This window comes from Vibrio celticus (assembly GCF_024347335.1).
In the GTDB taxonomy this organism is placed as follows: domain Bacteria; phylum Pseudomonadota; class Gammaproteobacteria; order Enterobacterales; family Vibrionaceae; genus Vibrio; species Vibrio celticus.
This window is the reverse complement of sequence record NZ_AP025463.1, coordinates 2836931-2857237: the sequence shown is the minus strand read 5'-3', so window position 1 is coordinate 2857237 and position 20307 is coordinate 2836931. Positions and strand designations below refer to the sequence as shown.

At 45.1% G+C, this 20307-nt stretch carries 13 protein-coding genes and 3 pseudogenes; 12 read left to right on the top strand and 4 right to left on the bottom strand.

Features of this window, described 5'->3' with window-relative positions:
* Positions 1-101 precede the first annotated feature (101 nt).
* From dnaK to OCV19_RS12835, 3 genes are all read left to right on the top strand, one after another.
* Positions 102-2015: a molecular chaperone DnaK gene (dnaK, locus tag OCV19_RS12845; protein WP_065677859.1), complete on the top strand. Its 1914-nt coding sequence runs from the start codon at positions 102-104 to the stop codon at positions 2013-2015.
* Between the two features lie 284 nt (positions 2016-2299).
* Positions 2300-3448, top strand: a complete 1149-nt coding sequence (gene dnaJ / locus OCV19_RS12840) for a molecular chaperone DnaJ (protein ID WP_048614330.1) — start codon at positions 2300-2302, stop codon at positions 3446-3448.
* Between the two features lie 134 nt (positions 3449-3582).
* Positions 3583-4677, top strand: coding sequence for an IS4 family transposase (locus OCV19_RS12835; RefSeq protein WP_244499607.1), 1095 nt, complete (start codon positions 3583-3585; stop codon positions 4675-4677).
* On the opposite strand, the pseudogene OCV19_RS12830 reads toward OCV19_RS12835, so the two are convergent.
* Positions 4667-5937 (bottom strand): annotated as a pseudogene (locus tag OCV19_RS12830) (IS4 family transposase). The gene OCV19_RS12835 and the pseudogene OCV19_RS12830 sit on opposite strands and share 11 nt — an antisense overlap.
* Before the next feature lie 103 nt (positions 5938-6040).
* Here OCV19_RS12830 and OCV19_RS12825 point away from each other — a divergent pair.
* Positions 6041-6322 (top strand): annotated as a pseudogene (locus OCV19_RS12825) (IS4 family transposase); the annotation flags it as partial.
* Positions 6323-6442: 120 nt separating this feature from the next.
* On the opposite strand, the gene OCV19_RS12820 reads toward OCV19_RS12825, so the two are convergent.
* Positions 6443-6925: a type IV pilin protein gene (locus OCV19_RS12820; protein WP_240508201.1), complete on the bottom strand. Its 483-nt coding sequence runs from the start codon at positions 6923-6925 to the stop codon at positions 6443-6445.
* Between the two features lie 51 nt (positions 6926-6976).
* Here OCV19_RS12820 and OCV19_RS12815 point away from each other — a divergent pair, with 51 nt between their 5' ends.
* From OCV19_RS12815 to tadA, 7 genes and pseudogenes are all read left to right on the top strand, one after another.
* On the top strand, positions 6977-7483 hold the full coding sequence (locus OCV19_RS12815; RefSeq protein ID WP_065676357.1) for a GspH/FimT family pseudopilin: 507 nt from the start codon (positions 6977-6979) through the stop codon (positions 7481-7483).
* Complete coding sequence (locus OCV19_RS12810) at positions 7464-8096, top strand: PilW family protein (protein ID WP_065676358.1); 633 nt, start codon at positions 7464-7466, stop codon at positions 8094-8096. The genes OCV19_RS12815 and OCV19_RS12810 overlap by 20 nt, the downstream gene beginning before the upstream one ends.
* Entirely contained in the window at positions 8093-9397 is a 1305-nt protein-coding gene (locus OCV19_RS12805; RefSeq protein WP_065676359.1) for a hypothetical protein, read from the top strand. The genes OCV19_RS12810 and OCV19_RS12805 overlap by 4 nt, the downstream gene beginning before the upstream one ends.
* Complete coding sequence (locus tag OCV19_RS12800) at positions 9387-9836, top strand: prepilin-type N-terminal cleavage/methylation domain-containing protein (RefSeq protein WP_065676360.1); 450 nt, start codon at positions 9387-9389, stop codon at positions 9834-9836. Before OCV19_RS12805 ends, OCV19_RS12800 begins: the two co-directional genes overlap by 11 nt.
* A gap of 298 nt (positions 9837-10134) precedes the next feature.
* Positions 10135-11697 carry an AbgT family transporter gene (locus OCV19_RS12795; RefSeq protein WP_019823905.1) on the top strand — a complete coding sequence of 521 codons (1563 nt, stop codon included), beginning with the start codon at positions 10135-10137 and terminating at the stop codon, positions 11695-11697.
* Positions 11698-11919: 222 nt separating this feature from the next.
* Positions 11920-13209 carry a hemolysin family protein gene (locus OCV19_RS12790; RefSeq protein WP_065676361.1) on the top strand — a complete coding sequence of 430 codons (1290 nt, stop codon included), beginning with the start codon at positions 11920-11922 and terminating at the stop codon, positions 13207-13209.
* 90 nt (positions 13210-13299) lie between these two features.
* Positions 13300-13904 (top strand): annotated as a pseudogene (tadA, locus tag OCV19_RS12785) (tRNA adenosine(34) deaminase TadA).
* Between the two features lie 61 nt (positions 13905-13965).
* On the opposite strand, the gene OCV19_RS12780 reads toward tadA, so the two are convergent.
* Positions 13966-14097, bottom strand: a complete 132-nt coding sequence (locus OCV19_RS12780) for a hypothetical protein (RefSeq protein WP_017059878.1) — start codon at positions 14095-14097, stop codon at positions 13966-13968.
* A 303-nt stretch (positions 14098-14400) separates the two neighbouring features.
* The gene (gene mltF / locus OCV19_RS12775) at positions 14401-15969 is read right to left on the bottom strand and encodes a membrane-bound lytic murein transglycosylase MltF (RefSeq protein WP_055318882.1); all 1569 of its coding nucleotides are present in this window, start codon (positions 15967-15969) and stop codon (positions 14401-14403) included.
* Between the two features lie 329 nt (positions 15970-16298).
* On the opposite strand from mltF, the gene purL reads away from it, so the two are divergent.
* Positions 16299-20195 carry a phosphoribosylformylglycinamidine synthase gene (gene purL / locus OCV19_RS12770; protein ID WP_065676363.1) on the top strand — a complete coding sequence of 1299 codons (3897 nt, stop codon included), beginning with the start codon at positions 16299-16301 and terminating at the stop codon, positions 20193-20195.
* Positions 20196-20307 lie beyond the last annotated feature (112 nt).

Sequence of the window (20307 nt, the reverse complement as noted above, 5' to 3'; positions counted from 1 at the left end):
CACTTAAATTTTGTGTATTAGGGTTGAATCCCTGATTACCGCCCCCCACATATGTGGGTATAGCAAAAAACTAATATAGATTATATTTCGGAGATAGCCTGATGGGTCGAATCATTGGTATTGATTTAGGTACTACTAACTCTTGTGTTGCTGTTTTAGACGGCGACAAACCACGCGTACTAGAAAATGCTGAAGGCGAACGCACAACAGCATCGGTAATCGCATACACTGACGGCGAGACGCTAGTTGGTCAACCTGCGAAACGTCAAGCAGTTACTAACCCTCAAAACACGCTATACGCAATTAAGCGTCTAATTGGTCGTCGTTTTGAAGATGAAGAAGTTCAACGCGATATCGAAATCATGCCTTTTAACATTGTTAAAGCTGATAACGGTGATGCATGGGTTGAAGCGCAAGGCCAAAAAATGGCTGCTCCTCAAGTATCTGCTGAAGTTCTTAAGAAAATGAAGAAAACAGCTGAAGACTTCCTAGGCGAAGAAGTAACTGGCGCAGTTGTTACTGTTCCTGCTTACTTCAACGATGCTCAACGTCAAGCAACGAAAGATGCTGGCCGTATCGCTGGTCTAGATGTTAAACGTATCATCAACGAACCAACTGCTGCTGCTCTAGCTTACGGCCTAGACAAGCAAGGTGGTGATCGCACTATCGCTGTATACGACCTTGGTGGTGGTACATTCGATATCTCTATCATCGAAATCGATGAAGTAGAAGGCGAGAAGACTTTCGAAGTTCTTTCAACTAACGGTGACACTCACCTTGGTGGTGAAGATTTCGATAACCGCATGATCAACTACCTAGTAGATGAGTTCAAGAAAGAGCAAGGTATCGACCTTAAAGCTGATCCACTAGCAATGCAGCGTGTTAAAGAAGCAGCAGAAAAAGCGAAAATCGAGCTTTCTTCTACTACTCAAACTGACGTAAACCTACCTTACGTTACTGCTGATGCGACTGGTCCTAAGCACATGAACATCAAAGTGACTCGTGCGAAGCTTGAGTCTCTAGTTGAAGACCTAGTTCAACGTTCTCTTGAGCCACTAAAAGTTGCTCTAGCAGATGCTGACCTATCTGTAGGCGAAATCACTGACGTTATCCTAGTTGGTGGTCAAACTCGTATGCCTATGGTTCAAGCTAAAGTAACTGAATTCTTCGGTAAAGAGCCACGTAAAGACGTGAACCCTGACGAAGCTGTTGCAATGGGTGCTGCTGTTCAAGGTGGTGTACTAGCTGGTGACGTTAAAGACGTTCTACTACTAGACGTTACTCCTCTATCTTTCGGTATCGAAACGATGGGCGGCGTGATGACTAAGCTTATCGAGAAAAACACAACTATCCCTACTAAAGCGGATCAAGTGTTCTCTACAGCTGAAGACAACCAAAACGCAGTAACTATCCACGTTCTTCAAGGTGAGCGTAAGCAAGCGACTTACAACAAGTCTCTTGGTCAGTTCAACCTAGAAGGTATCCAACCAGCACCACGTGGCATGCCACAAATCGAAGTAACATTCGACCTAGATGCTGATGGTATCCTGAACGTATCTGCTAAAGATAAAGCAACAGGTAAAGAGCAGAAGATCACTATCCAAGCATCAGGCGGTCTGTCTGAGGAAGAGATCGAAGCAATGGTACAAGAAGCAGAAGCTAACAAAGAAGCGGACAAAAAGTTCGAAGAGCTAGTAACTGCACGTAACCAAGCTGACCAAATGATTCACGGCACTAAGAAGCAAGTAGAAGAAGCTGGTGAAGCTCTACCTGCAGACGAGAAAGCTAAAATCGAAGCAGCTATCGAAGCGCTAGAATCAGTTAAGTCTGGTGACGACAAAGAAGCTATCGACGCTAAAGTTCAAGAACTTATGCAAGCAGCTCAAAAGCTAATGGAAATCGCTCAACAGAAAGCTCAAGCTGAACAAGCTGGTGCTGACGCTGGTGAACAGCCTAAGCAAGACGACGATGTTGTAGACGCTGAGTTTGAAGAAGTTAAAGAAGACAAAAAATAATTTCGTTGCAGAGTAGCCTGATTTCGTTGTCGGAAGTGCTCACCTACTAACGTAGGCTCCGCGCTTCCTCCTATAACTCAAGCTATCTGCTTAGAAATTTGTCTCAAAGACTTATTATTGCGGGCGTCAGAGGTAACTCTCACGCCCGTAAATTTGTATTTAGACTTGTCGATCTAGATAATAGCTTTATTCGGCATTTCAGCAGGCAGAACTTTTATCTAGATTGATACACAGACTACTGAAGTGATCATTCGGTAGTAGCAATTATTTTGGTGACCTAGAACATGTCAAAACGTGATTTTTACGAAGTATTAGGCGTAAGCCGCGATGCATCAGAGCGCGATATTAAAAAAGCGTACAAACGCTTAGCGATGAAATTCCACCCGGACCGTAACCAGGGTGACGAGACCGCAGCAGATAAGTTTAAAGAAGTAAAAGTAGCGTACGAGATCCTAACCGATGCTCAAAAGAAAGCAGCTTACGACCAATACGGTCACGCAGCCTTTGAACAAGGTGGCATGGGCGGCGGCGGCGGTTTCGGCGGCGGTGGCCAAGGTGACTTCGGCGATATCTTCGGTGACGTATTTGGCGACATCTTCGGCGGCGGTCGTCGTGGTGGCGGTCAACAGCGTGCACAACGTGGTTCAGATCTACGTTACAACATGGAACTTTCTCTAGAAGAAGCGGTTCGTGGTGTTTCTAAAGAAATCGAAGTACCAACACTTGTAGAGTGTGATACTTGTGACGGCAGCGGCGCGAAAGCGGGTTCTTCTGCACAAACGTGTGGCACTTGTCATGGCCACGGCCAAGTACAAATGCGCCAAGGTTTCTTTGCGGTTCAACAGACTTGTCCTACTTGTAACGGTAAAGGCAAGATCATCAAAGACCCATGTAACTCATGTCATGGTCAAGGTCGCAAACAGAAGACGAAAACACTTAACGTTAAGATCCCTGCTGGTGTTGATACTGGCGATCGTATTCGTCTATCAGGCGAAGGCGAAGCGGGAGAGCAAGGCGCTCCGGCTGGCGACCTGTACGTACAAGTACACGTAAAAGAGCACAACATCTTTGAGCGTGACGGCAATAACCTTTACTGTGAAGTTCCAGTAAGCTTCTCTATGGCTGCTTTAGGCGGTGAAGTTGAAGTTCCAACACTGGATGGTCGTGTAAACCTTAAAGTGCCAGAAGAAACACAAACGGGCCGTATGTTCCGTATGCGTGGCAAAGGCGTGAAAGGCGTTCGTGGCGGCGGTGTGGGTGACCTAATCGTTAAGCTAGTGGTTGAGACTCCAGTTAAGCTAAGCTCTCGTCAGAAAGAACTACTGCGTGAATTCGAAGAAACATGTTGTGGCGAAGCGGCAAGCAAGCACAAGCCAAAGTCTGAAGGTTTCTTCAGTGGCGTTAAAAACTTCTTCGATGACCTAACTAAGTAATTAGGTTGTTGATAAAATTAGAAAAGCCTGCTCATGTAGCTAACACTGATCATTTAAGCATTTTCCTGATCAGTTGAACGATCCTACAGATGGTTAACAATACCCTTAAGCACTTTTGTTTAAGGGTATTTTTTATGCTGTCACACTGGTTAATCGATGTTGACGACTTTGCTAATCCAGAATCTCTTTCTTTGTTCCAAAAAGACCTTCCGTTAGATTGGATAAACCAAGCTTTATCTGAAACGAACAAAGCGAGTATGCGGCGTAGAAAATTACCTGCCGAACTTGTTGTATGGTTAGTCGTTGGTATTGGTCTATATCGAGATAGACCGATTACCGATGTACTCGATAAACTCGACCTCAAATTATCTAATTCATTGGGTGAAACGATTGCACCTAGTGCAATTCCTCAGGCAAGAAAACGCCTCACTGCTAAGCCTTTAAAGTCATTATTCTCAATCACAGCAAAGCACTGGACCCAGTCGGAAGATGCGGGTGATAAATGGAATGGTTTGAGCCTATTTTCAATCGATGGCACACAGTTTAGAACTCACGATAACCCAAGCTTAGCTGAGCATTATCAATATGTTTACTATCGAAAAGACAGGCACACTGAGTACCCAATCGTTCGAATGTGCGCGCTCACATCACTACGGAGTCGACTTATTCATGATGTGGCTTTTGGGGAAAGTTCTAAAGGAGAAATCAGCTATGCAAAAGATTTAATTTCATCAGCAGTTCCGAATTCATTGACCATTTTTGACTGTTGCTACTTGAGCGCAGAACTTATGCTTAACTGGCAACAAGAGCATGGAACAAGCCACTGGATGACGCCAATAAAATCGAATGTGAAATATGAAATCATCGAGCAGCTCGATGATGAGGGGCGAGATCTGATTGTGGAGATGAAAGTCTCTCTCCAGGCTAGAAAACAAGACCCGAGTCTCCCTGAAACGTGGAAAGCTAGGTTAGCTCTATATCCCGATGACGTTGAACAACAACCAAATCATATACAAGGACTGCTGACTTCTCTTACCGATAGAAAATACAGTTTAAAATCATTATTAGATGTGTACTTCGAAAGGTGGGAAATCGAGAATAGCTATGGCGAGATTAAGCATGACATGCTTGAAGATGAAATCCTGCTCCGCAGTCAATCTGTAGAAGGTGTAGAGCAAGAGATATGGGGTATCCTTATCGCGTATCATAGACTGAACCTTAAGCATTAAGACCAGCATAAATCCCGTCTAACGTGATGTTTTTCTTTGACTTCCTCTGGGCGGACTTTTGTGCGTTCTTAAATATATAGCTAGAGGCCCATTCCAGTTTATTACCTATTTCTGACCATGCCTTGTGGCTGATACATTCAAATATGGGCAACAGCCACACATCCACATTTTTTGCCGCCTTAAACAGCGAGACCGATGGCATTATCTGAAGCGCAGTACTGCGCCTGATGATCAGCGAGAGTAAACTGGCCCAGATAAGCCCATCAACGATGGCCTTTTGTGCGGTGACAAATCGTTGCCAGTTTGTGTGAGATTTTAATTCTTTAAAAAGCAACTCCACCTGCCATCGACAGCGGTAGATCGCCATTATGTCATCAGCAGTATAGGTACCTGAAGGCAAGTTAGTTAACCAAATACAGAATCGCTTTTCTTCGACAAACCAACGTCTTACCACTCTAAATTCTTGCTTACCACTACGAACTTTAAGGTCGAGTACCTGTGAGCGATTAGTACCTCGAGTGATGTCTTTGAGCTTCTTTCCTTCTAGTTTAGATAAATGCCGGCCCTGACCGTTTCTCGCTTCTATAACATGAGGATTCAGGGACTTTGCTCCTCGAAAAAATATAGAAACCACCATACAGTTCAAGCTCAGTAAAGAATTGGAAGTCAGGGTACCCTGCGTCAGCCAACAACAATTTGTTACTCATTGTTTTGGGGGCGGGCAAAAAGTCTCTTTCTGATGCTGTATCAGCGCTGATGCTCATTGCGACTGGAGAAAAGCTTTTTTAAAGACATTGTCATATGGCATTCAACTGCGGCTGGATTGCGTTTAAATCGGCTCGGGTAAACGTTCGAAAGGTCACGATGAATGTGGAAAGAGCTACCATCTTGAAGCAGCACATCATCAAAGGTGGCGAGTTTATCTGGTAGGTTGGCACTCTGCTGGCGAGCAAACTGAGCTATCGCTCGCATGGCCAATTGGCGCATGAATATCGGAAATTCTTCTTTTCTTAACTGGTTATGGTAGGGCTTATAAGCCACAGTATCTTTAGCGCTTAAGCACATCCCATTGAATTGCCTTAGTAAATCGGCAATAGATGAGCAGTTTCCTTTGCTCAAAGCGGCCACTAGGCTTACTACTAGCTGGTCGGGTAAGATAGCCCGACATCGCTTCATAAGTCCTGTACTTTTCGCCATTTTTTGAAGGCTATCAGCATTAAAGAATTGCTTAAACTGTTTTTGTAGGGAGATAATCGTCATCGGCTTCACGGTTGATATGGGTGGTTTGTTTGGCGACGATTATCTGATCATAAATGAAGCCTTTTTTCTATCTAAATAAATAGCTTAGAGCTTAAGAGCCTGTCTATGTATCGCGTATAACTTAATCCGTCTGGAGATTAGCCGAATAGCAAAAGAGGCTGAAGTCTCGCCACTAAGGATAAGCTTTACGATGGCACTTCGAGATATTCAAGATGAGTTAATGTGGTGTGCTATTGCCTCCCCAGGTTCGGTTCCCAAGAAGCTACGAGCTATGAGAGAGCGAGTGAAACGTTATATTTTGCCCGAAAAACAAAAACGGCCCAAAGATAGGACCGTTCGTTTTAGTAAGACTCGCTACACTGTGAAATCTAAACACCTTAAATGATAGGTGTTGGCTCATGTAGCAGGCTTTTTTGTATCTGTAGATTAGGGGGAAAAGAATCTCGAGAAGAAAGAGAACGAGGTTTCTCAGATAAATTCTAGAGCCCTTTGGCGGTTGCTCTTGCTACTTCCAACACGCTTCTGGTTCTGAAACCCCTGAGTGGTGTAATTCCAAGATATCGGTCGTTGAATCTAAGCACTCATCGTTTGTTTGTGGTGAAAGTGGTTCAGCCTGAATCGAATAGGTGGTGCTACTCGCAGAGATCGCTAGCGTGTACCGGCTAGTATCGGTATCGCAAAACAAGCATGTCCCTCCTGAAATAATACTCTCCGCTGCCGACGCGTAGTTTCCCGTGTATAGCGTTTCTATCTCCAATTGTATCTTGGTCATATCAGCCATCGCTGTGACTCGATGCGCCTTGATTACATGGTTTGTATAACTTGGATAGGCAATAGCACCGAGTATCCCCACGATGGCGACAGCGATCAATAATTCGATCAATGTCATTCCTTTAATGCTTAAGTTGTTGCTGTTGCATATATTTCTTCGAATCATCGCGAGTAGTTTCCTTTCATAGCTCTGCCCATTTTTCTCTGGTGGTAGCATCGGCGCAAGATTAAATACGGTTACGCATCAGATTACATAGGAATTTGGGAAATGACTCGCGGGTTTACTTTATTAGAGCTGTTAATAACAGTATCGGTTTTGTCGATACTGATAGCGACGGCTGCCCCGAGTTTTAGCTCGGTGACTCAAACCGTCAAGATGCAGCGACTCGCTAGTGAGTTGAATGGTTTTTTAATTCAAGCTAAGTCTGAATCGGTGAAAAGGAATCAAGATCTTTGGGTTCATTTCTCCATGGATAAAAATGAAGAGCAATCTACAGGGGAGTGGAGTTTGTTGCTGAAGCCGTCCGAAGATCTCTCCGGCGAAACGCTGATGATGTTATCGGGTCAACCGTTTCGAGATGTCTCGTTTTCTCATAACTACACAGGCGCAAGAATTAGCTTTGAGAGTGTGAGAGGGCGGCCAGCCAGAGGGACGATTTATCTTTCTCCAAACACAGCGTCCACAGACAGATTGTTGGTTAAATTATCCAGCCCTCCTGGGCGAATTAAGGTGTGCGGTGAGTCGAGTGCGCAGTATGGCTATGATGCGTGTTAGACCGATTGTGGTAGCGCCTAGTAAACAGCAAGGCACATCATTAATTGAGTTAATGGTGGCGTCTGTGATTGGTGTGTTTGCGATTTCGATTATTGGCAGTGTCTTTATAACAGGGCAGAGAATTGCCAAAGACAAAGGCATTGAATTATTGCTGCTACAAAATCTAACAAGCACCATGCAGGTCATGAAAGAGGATATCCAACGAGCGGGTTACGATGGTTCAAACGGTTACTCAATCAAGTTATCTGGCGCGAGTGACACCATTCAAGTCAGTGGCGGTGTGGCGGTGGGTTTTGTTTATTTCCGAGAAGGGTCGAGTAGCGATAAAGATCATCGACATATCGTTTACCGCAAGGATGGGACTCGGCTACAAATATGTGAAAAAGGCATGCTTGTTTCAGATGACCTCCTTTCGTTCAATGAAGTCACATCGTGTTATTCATTGTTCGATGACAGTCTTATCGAAGTGGACGAGTTCAAGATTAATTCTCAGGCATTAGGGCAAAACTCTATCAAGACCATGCTCACTGATATCAATATCACAGCTTCAATTCCAACCGCGGGTGTTTCTAAATCGCTTTCGGTCTCCATTAAACAAAGGAACTGGCAATGATGATGTTGAGAAACCAGCGTGGTGTGGTGACCTTGTTGATTACATCTGTGCTTTTAATTGGTGCGCTGGTGGTGACGCTAGGTTCATACCGCAGTGTTTTTCATCAGATCAAAGTGGCTCAAAATGAGGTCGAAGGTCGCAAAGCCCACTGGCGCTCGGAAGGTGGCTTGGAGTGTGGCTTCACTTACATCGCTGAAAATGATCTGACTGCTATTCCCAATGATTTAATGGATTATTGTCAGCAGTCGAAAGTCGTTACGTTGGGATCAGAAGCACTCACGCCGAATATATTGGTGTCGAGTTCTGAGTCTTTATCGCTGAACAAAGAGATTAGTTTTGAAGACGCTTCGGGATTAGGAGTAATGCAAACAAATTCGAGTTTAGAATTTATTTCTGATCACAATATCGATATTAATCCTGATATTGGTCTTACTGCTGTTGATGGTATTAACGAGTGTGTCTCGGTTCGATTTTTAGATAGTGTCATCTATAAGCAAAATGGAGGAGGACGTTTGAAGACCATTACTCCAGAGTCACCTCCTTTTCCTACGTTTGAGTCTTGCCAACAAACCACCAATATTAGCAATGATGCAACCATCGACTCCGTTGGGGCGCTGCCTTCAAACTCTTTTCAATCAGATTTCAAATTCGATCCGGATATCGATACGTTCTCTAATTACTTTGGAGTGCCAAAGACGTCGGAGAACATTGACCAAATTAAGCTTGATTATCATGTTATAGACCTTATTGATCGGACAGTTGCCCCCCCTAAGCATATTGATTTGGTTGATGGTGAATATGAAGGAAATAAGTGTAGCAAAGCCATTAATGATGCCTTTTCAAGTGGGGAGAATAAGGTATGGGTTATAGGTGATTGTGTCGTTTATTCACCTGCGATTAATGTAGTTGAACCTATCCCAGGGGTTATTACGCCTCGCTCTTTAGTGATTCAGGACGGCATCGTTGCGAATGGTAACGCGAGCGTATTTGACGGGTCTTTCTATCATCTAAATGATATGACCGTATTCGATAACACTAACTCTCCCGATACTGATACCGACCTACTGAGTGGTTTATGGGCTAAAGTTCCAGATACAATTCCTATTACTGATTTAGTTCAGAGTAATTCGGTTTATATTGGATTTGCTTCTTTTTTCCCTAAAGGAGGGATGTTCTTTGATTCCGTTGGTGGGTTATCGACAATTCAGGGTTCAATCAATTTGGATTATACCGGTGAATACAATCCTCATAGTGCTCCTTTGAAAGCGAAGTGGAAGCGAGGATCATGGAATGATTTCTAAGAACTCAGGTTTTAGCTTGATAGAGGCTCTTATCTCTTTTCTGTTGATTGGTGTTGCCTCACTAGGGCTGGTTAAATTGCAGGTCTACGCTGAACAAAAATCGGATTTTGCGCTCCACAGCGTAGAGGCGCTGCATTTTGCTGAAAGGCAGATGGAGTATTATCGAACTCGGGCGTCTAATGTGAGTGGGGCGGTAGGTCTAATTCCTTTCTCGGAACTAAATCAGGCGAGTCATTGTCTCAACACAGCAAGTTCAGAACCTTTATCTGGTTTGTCGGGTTCTGCCTATGCCATGACTTGTGAAGTGACTAATGCAAACGGTGCTCTGTCTAGCGCATTAAAAAGCATTACTGTCACAATTGCATGGCAAGATCGTATGAACCACGCACAAAGTATTTACCTCGAAACTATGCTCTCCAAATACAGTGAGTTTGATTGACCCTCAAGCAAACGTTTACTGCATGCCAAGGCTCATGCCACCCCTTTTACTGATAATTTTCACTCCTCGGACATTGTTTACGTGCTAGTTAAAACTCTGTATATGGAATGGTGTTTTTTGTGTTTTTATATTGTTGTGGTTGTATGGTATTTTTGCAAAATATGTCTCCATTTATGGAAAATTAGGTGGAATCTTGTGCTTTTTAATAACGACTTTAATAGAATATATGCTGTACCAATAGGCCGTGGTCAAAACTTATATTAGGCCTAAACAAAACAACATCACATATGGAGTTACCATGAGTAACCAAGCCGTAAAAAAAGCACCATCGACTGACAAGATCAGTGGTATGGACCGCTTTCTAAACTTCATTGAACGCGCCGGCAACAAAATTCCAGATCCAGCAATCCTGTTCTTCTGGGCTCTAGTTATTGTATGGGTAGCATCTGCACTTTTATCGAATCTTTCATTCGACTTAATCAACCCTCAAACGGGTGCTGCTCTTGAAGTAAACAACCTACTAACTGGTGAAGCGCTTGCTAGCTTCCTAGCGAATATGGTTACCACGTTCACAGGCTTCGCACCTCTAGGCATCGTACTTGTTGCTATGCTAGGTGTGGGCGTTGCTGACTCTTCAGGCTTCATTACGACTGGCCTTAAGAAGATGCTTAACTTCACGCCAGCTAAGCTACTAACGCCAATGCTAATCCTCGTTGCTATCGTGTCTCACACAGCAGCAGATGCAGGTTACGTTCTAGTAATCCCTCTTGGCGGTATCATCTTCCACGCTGCGGGTCGTCACCCTCTTGCGGGTATTGCAGCAGCGTTTGCTGGTGTATCAGGTGGTTTCTCTGCAAACTTCATCCCTTCAGGTATTGACCCGCTACTAGCTGGTTTCACTCAAACAGCGGCAAACGTTCTTGACCCTGCATATGTGATCAACCCTCTAGCGAACATCTTCTTTACTGGTTTGTCTTCAATTCTAATTGTGGCAATTGGTTGGTACGTTACAGAGAAAATTATCGAGCCTCGTCTTGCTAATACGCCTGTAGATGAAGATGCAGAACAAGCACCTGATCTAGGTACGTTCACAGCCATTGAATCTAAAGCATTCAAATTCGCTGGTTGGGCAATGGTTGCCGGTATTGGTCTGCTTATCGCGGCTCTAATGCCTGAAAACTCAGCACTTCGTTCACCTGAAGGCGAACTAACGGCGTTCTCAGCACCAGTGATGAAGTCTATTGTTCCTCTGATCTTCATCCTGTTTATTATTCCGGGTATCGTCTACGGCCGTGTAGCGGGTACATTCAAGAATAGTAATGATGTTATCAAAGCAATGTCTGAGACGATGGCAACGATGGGCGCATACATTGTAATGTCGTTCTTCTGTGCTCAGTTCCTATCTGCATTCGCTCAATCAAACATCGGTACTATGCTGGCACTTTACGGTGCTGAAGGCTTGAAAGCGATGGACCTTCCAGGTGAAGCAACGGTTGTTGGTATGATTCTACTAACGGCTGCAGTTAACCTTCTTGTTGGTTCTGCTTCAGCTAAGTGGGCACTGATTGGTCCTATCCTAGTTCCAATGCTAATGGTTGTGGGTATCTCTCCTGAGCTATCTCAAGCGGCTTACCGTGTAGGTGACTCAGTGTCTAACATCATCTCTCCACTAATGGTGTTCTTCCCACTGGTTGTTGTTTACTGTCAGCGCTACGTTAAGTCGACAGGTATCGGTACTCTAGCTTCTCTAATGATGCCATTCTCGATTGCTATGCTAATCGGTTGGTCTATCTTCTTGCTAGCTTACTGGGCTCTTGGTATCCCACTAGGTATCCAAGCACCTTACACTTACACAATGTAAGCGAAGTAAGAAAAGCAAAAGTAAGTAACATAAAAATCATCGAAGCCCGCACCGAAATGTGCGGGCTTTTTTTTCGCTATTTTTTCCGTTTTTTTATATCCAAGGTTTTTATATCCAAAACTTTCTATATCCAAAAATTTTTATATTCAAAATAATGGCACTCAGCTTATACTCCGGATTACGGCTAATTGTTGGCCGGTAAATTTAGGAAATCCAAGCCACATGAAGATTCTGCTTTTAGTAGGGTTAATTGTTTTAAATGGTCTGTTTGCCATGTCAGAGATTGCATTGGTAGCAGCAAAAAATAGTCGGCTGAAACGCTTAGCCGAAAAACACCGCTCCGCTCAGGTTGCTCTAGAGCTCAAAGAAAACCCAACCCGCTTCCTTTCTACAATCCAAATCGGTATCACGGTAATCGGCCTACTCAGCGGTATTGTTGGCGAGGCGACGCTATCGGCTCCACTGGCCGCTCAACTTGAATTGTGGGGATTAGACCCAACACAAGCGAACATATTGTCTACTGCGGTTGTGGTGGTGGGTATTACTTATTTCGCCATCGTTGTCGGTGAGTTGGTACCAAAGCGTTTTGCTCAGTCTCAAGCTGAAAACATTGCTGTGTTAGTCGCGCTGCCAATCTTCTGGTTATCTAAAATCGCGACGCCGTTTGTGTTTGCGTTGTCGGCTTCAACGGAAGGTATTCTTAAGTTGATGGGCCGAGGCGGTGAAGAAGATAGCGTTACTGAAGATGATATCCATGCACTTGTGAAAGAGGGCTCTGAATCGGGTGTGATTGAACGCGGCGAACAAGAAATGATTCGTAATATCTTGCAGCTTGATGATCGCCTTGTGAGCTCATTGATGACTCCGCGTCGAGACATCGATTTTCTGGATGTCGACCAACCCGTTGAGCAAATCTTAAAGAAACTGCGTTCATCAAAACACAGTGTGTTTCCATTGTGCCAAGATCACCTCAATAAAGTGGTGGGTACAGTATCAGCTAAAGCTTTGCTGAATCAGGCGGGCAATTTGAGCATTCAAGTGATCATGGGGCTGTCTCGCTCGCCGATCTATGTTCCAGAATCGATGAAAGCTCTGCGTTTACTTGGCTACTTTAAAGAGTCGGGTACCGAGATGGCTTTCATTGTCGACGAGTATGGTGATGTTCAAGGTCTTGTTACTCACTACGATATTCTTGAGGCGATTGCTGGCGAGTTATCGAATAACCCGAACGATCTTTGGACCGAGCAAGTGGAAGACGGTTTGTTGGTGGATGGATTGATTCCTATCAGTGAACTGAAGAACCGTTTAGAGCTGTCGGATTTTGAGGGTGAAAGCGAGAGCTTCCAAACGTTGAATGGCCTTGTGACTTGGTTAATAGGGCGTTTACCTGATGCAGGCGAAGTTGTTCAATACCAGCAGTGGCAGTTTGAAATCATCTCTGTTGAGAACAATCGCATTGTGAGTATCAAAGCGACGCCAATAGTCGATGACACAGAAGACGCTAATAGCTAACAGTTCGACCAACCAACCAGCAAGCGGCAATGGTTCATTGTCTCTTGTTGTTTATTATCTCTTTATTGTTCATTATCACGAAGATTAGGTATGCTTCACCGCATACCTATTTTCGTTTTTATCCTTTGTTTCTGGAGTTCCCTTTGTCAAACCATCAATTCACCCCTCAAGATGAAATCTTCATGCGACGCGCCATTGAGGTAGCTAAGCAAGCAGAGAGTGAGGGAGAGGTTCCTGTGGGTGCTGTATTAGTGAAAGATGAGGAGATTATCTCTGAAGGATGGAACCGTTCGATTGGCAGCCATGATGCAACGGCACACGCAGAAATTGAAACCTTGCGTAAAGCCGGTCAAACCTTAGAAAACTATCGGCTACTCGATACCACTTTATACGTTACGCTAGAACCTTGCCCAATGTGCGCAGGTGCCTTGCTACACAGCCGAGTAAAGCGAATTGTGTTTGGTGCTCCAGACTTAAAAGCGGGCGCTGCAGGTACAGTGTTGAATTTGTTTGAAAGCCAAGCCTCATACCACTATGCCGACGTTGAACATGGTTTGTTAGAGGAAGAGTGCCGTGAGCAATTACAAGCGTTTTTCAAGCGTCGTAGAAAAGAGATAAAAGAGAAGCGAAAGCAAGAACGTCTGTTGGAAGAGCAGCGTTTAGAAGCGGAGATGAAGGCTGGCAATAAGAAATAGCAGCGTGCTTTCGGCACTCTCAATCGCAAGAGTGCCAAGCAAACTGACTTGGTAATTACATTTACTCAGCAATCATCTGCATGAAAGCGCGATTGCGCCAAATGATCTTCTTCTTATTATTTGAAAGCATACGCTTACGACGGTTTGCAGCAACGGTCTTATCAAGGCGTTTCGATTTCAGTTTCTTCATCATTTCAATGATTTCCTATTTGTCGTCTGACTTTTTAGTTTGGACTAACGATTTAATTATAGTGTTATTCGTTTGTTTGGCTTGTCGTACGCTTGGCTTAAATAGAAGAGCAGTTCTAGTCTAAAGCCAGCACTGATGTGCAACAGAACGTAATTTTTGATTATGGTGTGCCGTTATAAAGTTCGATTGTTACTGCAATATGACACATCGAGTTTCATGGCCTTTTGTCGAGCTTGTTCTTTTTCGCGCAGTTATAAAAAGCACAATAAAAAAGAGCAATGCTTAATGGCATTGCTCTTTTAGTATCTACTGCGAAGGTTCCGAACTGCTTACTGTCGATTGAGCAGCACTAATGCTTGATTCAGCACCTGAGGTTTCTAAAGGCGGGATCACCACCAAACCTTCAAGGCTCGCTTCTTGCTCTTTATTGCGCTTATTGACATGGCCAATGATGCTCTGGTAATAACGGCGAATGTTCTCAACGTAATTCCTTGCTTCATCACCACGCGCATACCCATAACGAGTCTTACTGTAGTACTTCTTCTGTCTCAATAGAGGCAACCGGTCTTTTACATCGCCCCAAGCATCAGGATCTCCGCCTTGTGCCTTCGTGAGACGACGCGCGTCCATCATGTGCCCGTAACCGACATTGTATGAAGCAAGGGCGAACCAGATCTTTTCATGTTGTGTGATTGAATCTGGTACTCGGTTCACGATACGACGCAGGTATTCAACACCGCCTTGTACTGACTGTTTCGGGTCAAGACGGTTGGTTACACCAACACTCTTCGCAGTAGGCAGTGTTAGCATCATCATGCCTCGCACTCCAGTTGGCGAGCGCGCAACAGGGTTCCAGTGTGACTCTTGGTATGCCAATGCAGCAATCAAACGCCAATCAAACTCTTGTGAGTACTTCTGAAACAACGGCGACCATTTTGGTAGTTTGCTGTCCAGTGCGCGGATAAAGGCGCGAGTATCAACGTAGTCAAAAGTACCGATGTGGCCGATGTATTTCTCTTCCAGTGAAGCGAGTTCACCAGACTGTTTTAGGTTACCGAAGAACTCAATCAACAGAGCATAAAGGCTTTCATCTTCAGACTTCTGCAAATACCAAGAGATAGGTTGGTCTTCTGTCAGTTCAAAAGCCAAAGCTACGTCTGGGTATAAACGTTGTGCCAGTGACAGCTCAATTGAGTCAGCCACAGTGAATAAGCGCTCCCCAGTCGAGACTTCTTTAAGCAGGTCATTGATATCAGCATTGCCGACCGCATCATAGATAAAGTCATCGTGTGTTTTTTGCAGCTGCTTTAGTGTTGGCTCAAAGTGTGAGTCTTTCACTACAACCAAAGATGGCGTTAATGTGTCAGTAGACGCCGCCTCTTCTGATTCAGTTTGCGCTTTTACAAACTCAGCCTGACGCTCATTCTCAAACTTGATCAGTTGTTCAAGGTTTCTTGGTCGCCACTGGCCTTTTTTGTATACGACCTGTTGGCTTACATAATAATAAGCAGGTGCGGCGCGATAAGCGCGTGTCAGTTTATTGTTTTGCGTTAAGCCGGTTGCGATAAGATCGATTTCGCCTTTCTGCAGGGCAGGGAACAGGCCAGATAAACGGTAAGCGGGTTTAACCTCAAGCTTTACACCAAGCTCCTGCGCAAATTCACGAGCTAATTCGTAATCCAAGCCAGCAGGACCATCAGGACCGATGTAATAAGAGAGTTGGTTATTTAGGGTGCCGACACGAAGAACGCCACGATCTCGTATCTGCTCAAGGACACTTTTAGGTTCAGATTCAATCTGACATCCAGCCAACCCAAATAGGGCGATGGCGAGCAGAAGGAACTTAGACGAAAAGATGAGCGTAAATTTAGGCATCAAAATGAAATCTCGAAAAGTGGAAGCCCCTTTATACCAAACCCCGCAAGGCTGGCAAAGCAGGTTTAATTAAACAGTTGTAAAAGTGGTGATAAATGCAGCAAAAGTACCATTTACGCAGAAAGATAAAAAAAATCACGCAAACGGTTGCTTTTGGTGTTACGTCACAAAAAGAAATGCTTTATAATGCGCTCGCATTGAAGAGGTGGAATCGGCATAGGTTTGGCAACCTTCGGGAATAGCTTCGAAGAAAACAGTTAGGTTGTTCCTATAACCCACTGAATTTATTCCAATACTACCTTAATCAACTGCATAAGAGACGTAAGCACATGAGAATTTTGCGTGGCTCCCCAGCTCTATCTGAGTTTCGTGTTAACAAGCTTTTAGAGCTTTGTCGTGAATTAAGCTTACCTGTAACAGGTATTTACGCTGAGTTTGCCCACTTTGCTGATCTAACGGCAGACCTAGATGAGTCTGAAGTTGAGAAGCTAGAAAAGCTACTGACTTACGGTCCAACGATTGAAGAGCATGAACCTGAAGGTTTACTGCTGCTTGCAACGCCACGCCCGGGCACTATCTCGCCTTGGTCTTCAAAATCAACAGATATCGCACACAACTGCGGACTGGCTAAAGTGTCACGTCTAGAGCGCGGTACTGCTTTCTACATTGAAACCTCTGCTGAACTTTCTGAGCTTCAACTTGTTGAGCTGAAAGCAATCCTGCACGACCGTATGATGGAAGTGGTTTTCACTGACTTCGAATCAGCGGCGGCACTATTTACCGTTGCTGAGCCTGCTCCTTATGCGGAAGTTGACCTACTAACTGGCGGACGTAAAGCGCTTGAAAAAGCAAACGTTACCCTAGGTCTTGCACTTGCAGAAGATGAGATTGATTACCTTCTTGAAAGCTTCACTGAGAAGCTAGGTCGTAACCCGACTGACATCGAGCTAATGATGTTTGCACAAGCGAACTCAGAGCACTGTCGTCACAAGATCTTTAACGCTGATTGGACTATCGATGGCGTTAAACAAGAAAAATCATTGTTCAAGATGATTAAGAACACCTTTGAAACGACACCAGAGCACGTTCTGTCTGCTTATAAAGATAACGCAGCGGTAATGACTGGTTCTGAAGTCGGTCGTTTCTTCCCAGATCCAGAAACTCGCCAGTACAGCTACCACCAAGAGAAAACACACATCTTGATGAAAGTTGAAACGCACAACCACCCAACGGCAATCTCTCCGTGGCCGGGCGCATCGACAGGTTCAGGCGGTGAAATCCGTGATGAAGGCGCAACCGGTATTGGTGGTAAGCCAAAAGCGGGTCTTGTTGCTTTCTCTGTATCTAACCTTAAGATCCCGAACTTCGTTCAACCTTGGGAAACTGACTTTGGTAAGCCAAGCCGTATCGTTACTGCTCTGGATATCATGCTTGAAGGTCCTCTTGGTGGCGCGGCATTCAACAACGAATTTGGTCGTCCAAACCTACTTGGCTACTTCCGTACTTACGAAGAGAAAGTAAACTCTCACGCAGGTGAAGAAGTGCGTGGTTACCACAAACCAATCATGCTAGCTGGTGGTCTTGGCAACATCCGTGATGAGCACGTTCAGAAGAAAGAGATCCCGGTAGGTGCAAGCCTAATCGTTCTTGGTGGTCCTGCGATGAACATCGGCCTTGGCGGCGGTGCGGCATCTTCAATGGATTCTGGTTCTTCTTCTGAAGATCTTGATTTCGCTTCTGTACAACGTGAAAACCCAGAGATGGAGCGTCGTTGTCAGGAAGTTATTGACCGTTGTTGGCAGCTAGGTGATGCGAACCCAATCGCATTCATCCACGATGTGGGCGCGGGCGGTATCTCGAACGCACTTCCTGAGCTAGTAGACGACGGTGAGCGTGGCGGTATCTTCAACCTACGTGACGTACCAAACGATGAGCCGGGTATGAGCCCACTTGAGATCTGGTGTAACGAATCTCAAGAGCGTTACGTAATGGCGGTTGCTGATAAAGACATGGCAACATTCGACGCGATTTGTAAGCGTGAGCGTGCACCATACGCAGTCGTAGGTAAAGCAACGGAAGAGCGTGAACTTAAACTAGAAGATTCACACTTCGACAACACGCCAATCGACATGCCAATGGACATCCTATTAGGTAAAACACCTAAGATGCACCGTGATGCGAAAACGCTAAAAGCGAACAACCCTGCGATTGACCGTTCTGGCATCGAGATGAACGAAGCGGTTGACCGTGTTCTTCGCTTGCCAACCGTCGCTGAGAAAACATTCCTTATCACCATCGGTGACCGCTCGGTAACAGGCCTTGTAGCTCGTGACCAAATGGTTGGCCCATGGCAGGTTCCTGTTGCTAACTGTGCTGTAACAGCGGCAAGCTACGACTCTTACCACGGTGAGGCTATGTCTCTTGGTGAGCGTACGCCAGTTGCACTTCTAGACTTCGGTGCATCGGCTCGTCTAGCGGTTGGTGAAGCAATTACTAACATCGCAGCGACTAACATTGGCGATATCAAACACATTAAACTGTCGGCTAACTGGATGTCTCCAGCGGGTCACCCAGGTGAAGATGCAGGTCTTTACGAAGCGGTTAAAGCGGTGGGTGAAGAACTATGTCCAGCACTAGGTCTAACTATCCCTGTGGGTAAAGACTCAATGTCGATGAAGACTAAGTGGGAAGAGAACGGCGAGCAGAAAGAAGTAACCTCTCCGCTATCTCTTGTTATCACAGCGTTTGCACGTGTTGAAGACGTTCGTAAGACGATTACTCCTCAGCTTCGCACTGACAAAGGTGACACTTCACTGGTTCTTATCGACCTAGGTAACGGCAAAAACCGTATGGGTGCGACAGCACTTGCACAGGTTTACAAGCAGCTTGGTGATAAGCCAGCAGACGTAGACAACGCAGCGCAACTAAAAGGTTTCTACGAAGGCGTTCAAGCACTTGTAGCGAACGACCAAGTTGTCGCTTACCACGATAAAGGCGATGGTGGTCTATTCGTAACGCTAGCAGAAATGGCGTTCGCAGGTCACTGTGGTGTTAACGCTGATATTGCGGCGTTAGGCGAAGATACGCTTGCGGTACTATTCAACGAAGAGCTGGGTGCTGTAATCCAAGTTCGCAACGATGACCTAGACGCAGTACTTGCTACTCTTACAGAAAACGGTCTAGAAACGTGTTCACATGTCATTGGTTCTGTTGAAGCTTCTGATGAGCTAGTGATTAAGTCTGGTGAGTCTGTAGTAATTGAACGTAACCGTACTGAACTACGTACTATCTGGGCTGAGACAACGCACAAGATGCAAGGTCTACGTGATAACCCAGTGTGTGCTGACCAAGAACACGAAGCGAAGAAAGACAACTCAGACCCAGGTCTGAACGTGAAACTAAGCTTTGACGTAAACGAAGACATTGCTGCTCCTTACATCAACACGGGCGCTAAGCCTAAAATGGCGATTCTACGTGAGCAGGGTGTTAACTCTCACGTTGAAATGGCAGCCGCATTTGACCGTGCAGGCTTCGAAGCAACTGACATTCACATGAGCGACATCCTAACGGGTCAAGCGGTACTTGAAGAGTACAACGGCCTTGTGGCTTGTGGTGGTTTCTCTTACGGTGACGTACTAGGCGCTGGTGAAGGTTGGGCTAAGTCGGTTCTGTTTAACGACTCTACGCGTGACCAGTTTGAAAACTTCTTCAAGCGTGAAGATACCTTCTCTCTAGGTGTGTGTAACGGTTGTCAGATGCTGTCTAACCTGCGCGAGCTAATCCCTGGTGCTGAGTACTGGCCACGTTTCGTTCGCAACGAATCTGAGCGTTTTGAAGCACGTTTCAGCCTCGTTGAAGTTCAGAAGTCAGATTCTGTGTTCTTCAACGGTATGGAAGGTTCTCGTATGCCAATCGCTGTTTCTCATGGTGAAGGCCGCGTAGAAGTTCGTGACAACGACCACCTAAACGCGATTGAAAACTCAGGTACAGTTGCACTACGTTACGTTGACAACAACGGTAACCAAACGCAGCAATACCCGAATAACCCGAACGGTTCGCCAAACGCTATCACAGGTCTAACGACTACTGATGGTCGCGTAACTATTATGATGCCTCACCCAGAGCGTGTATTCCGTACGGTTGCTAACTCTTGGTCTCCAGAAGGTTGGGGCGAGAATGGCGCTTGGATGCGTATGTTCCAAAACGCACGTAAGAATGTGGGTTAATCTGGTACACAAAACCGAATAGTTTTAAAAACTAATAAAAGCGCAGATCGAAAGGTCTGCGCTTTTTTATTGGCAACTCTTTAGGAACCAGAGCGAAACAATTAACGTTTGC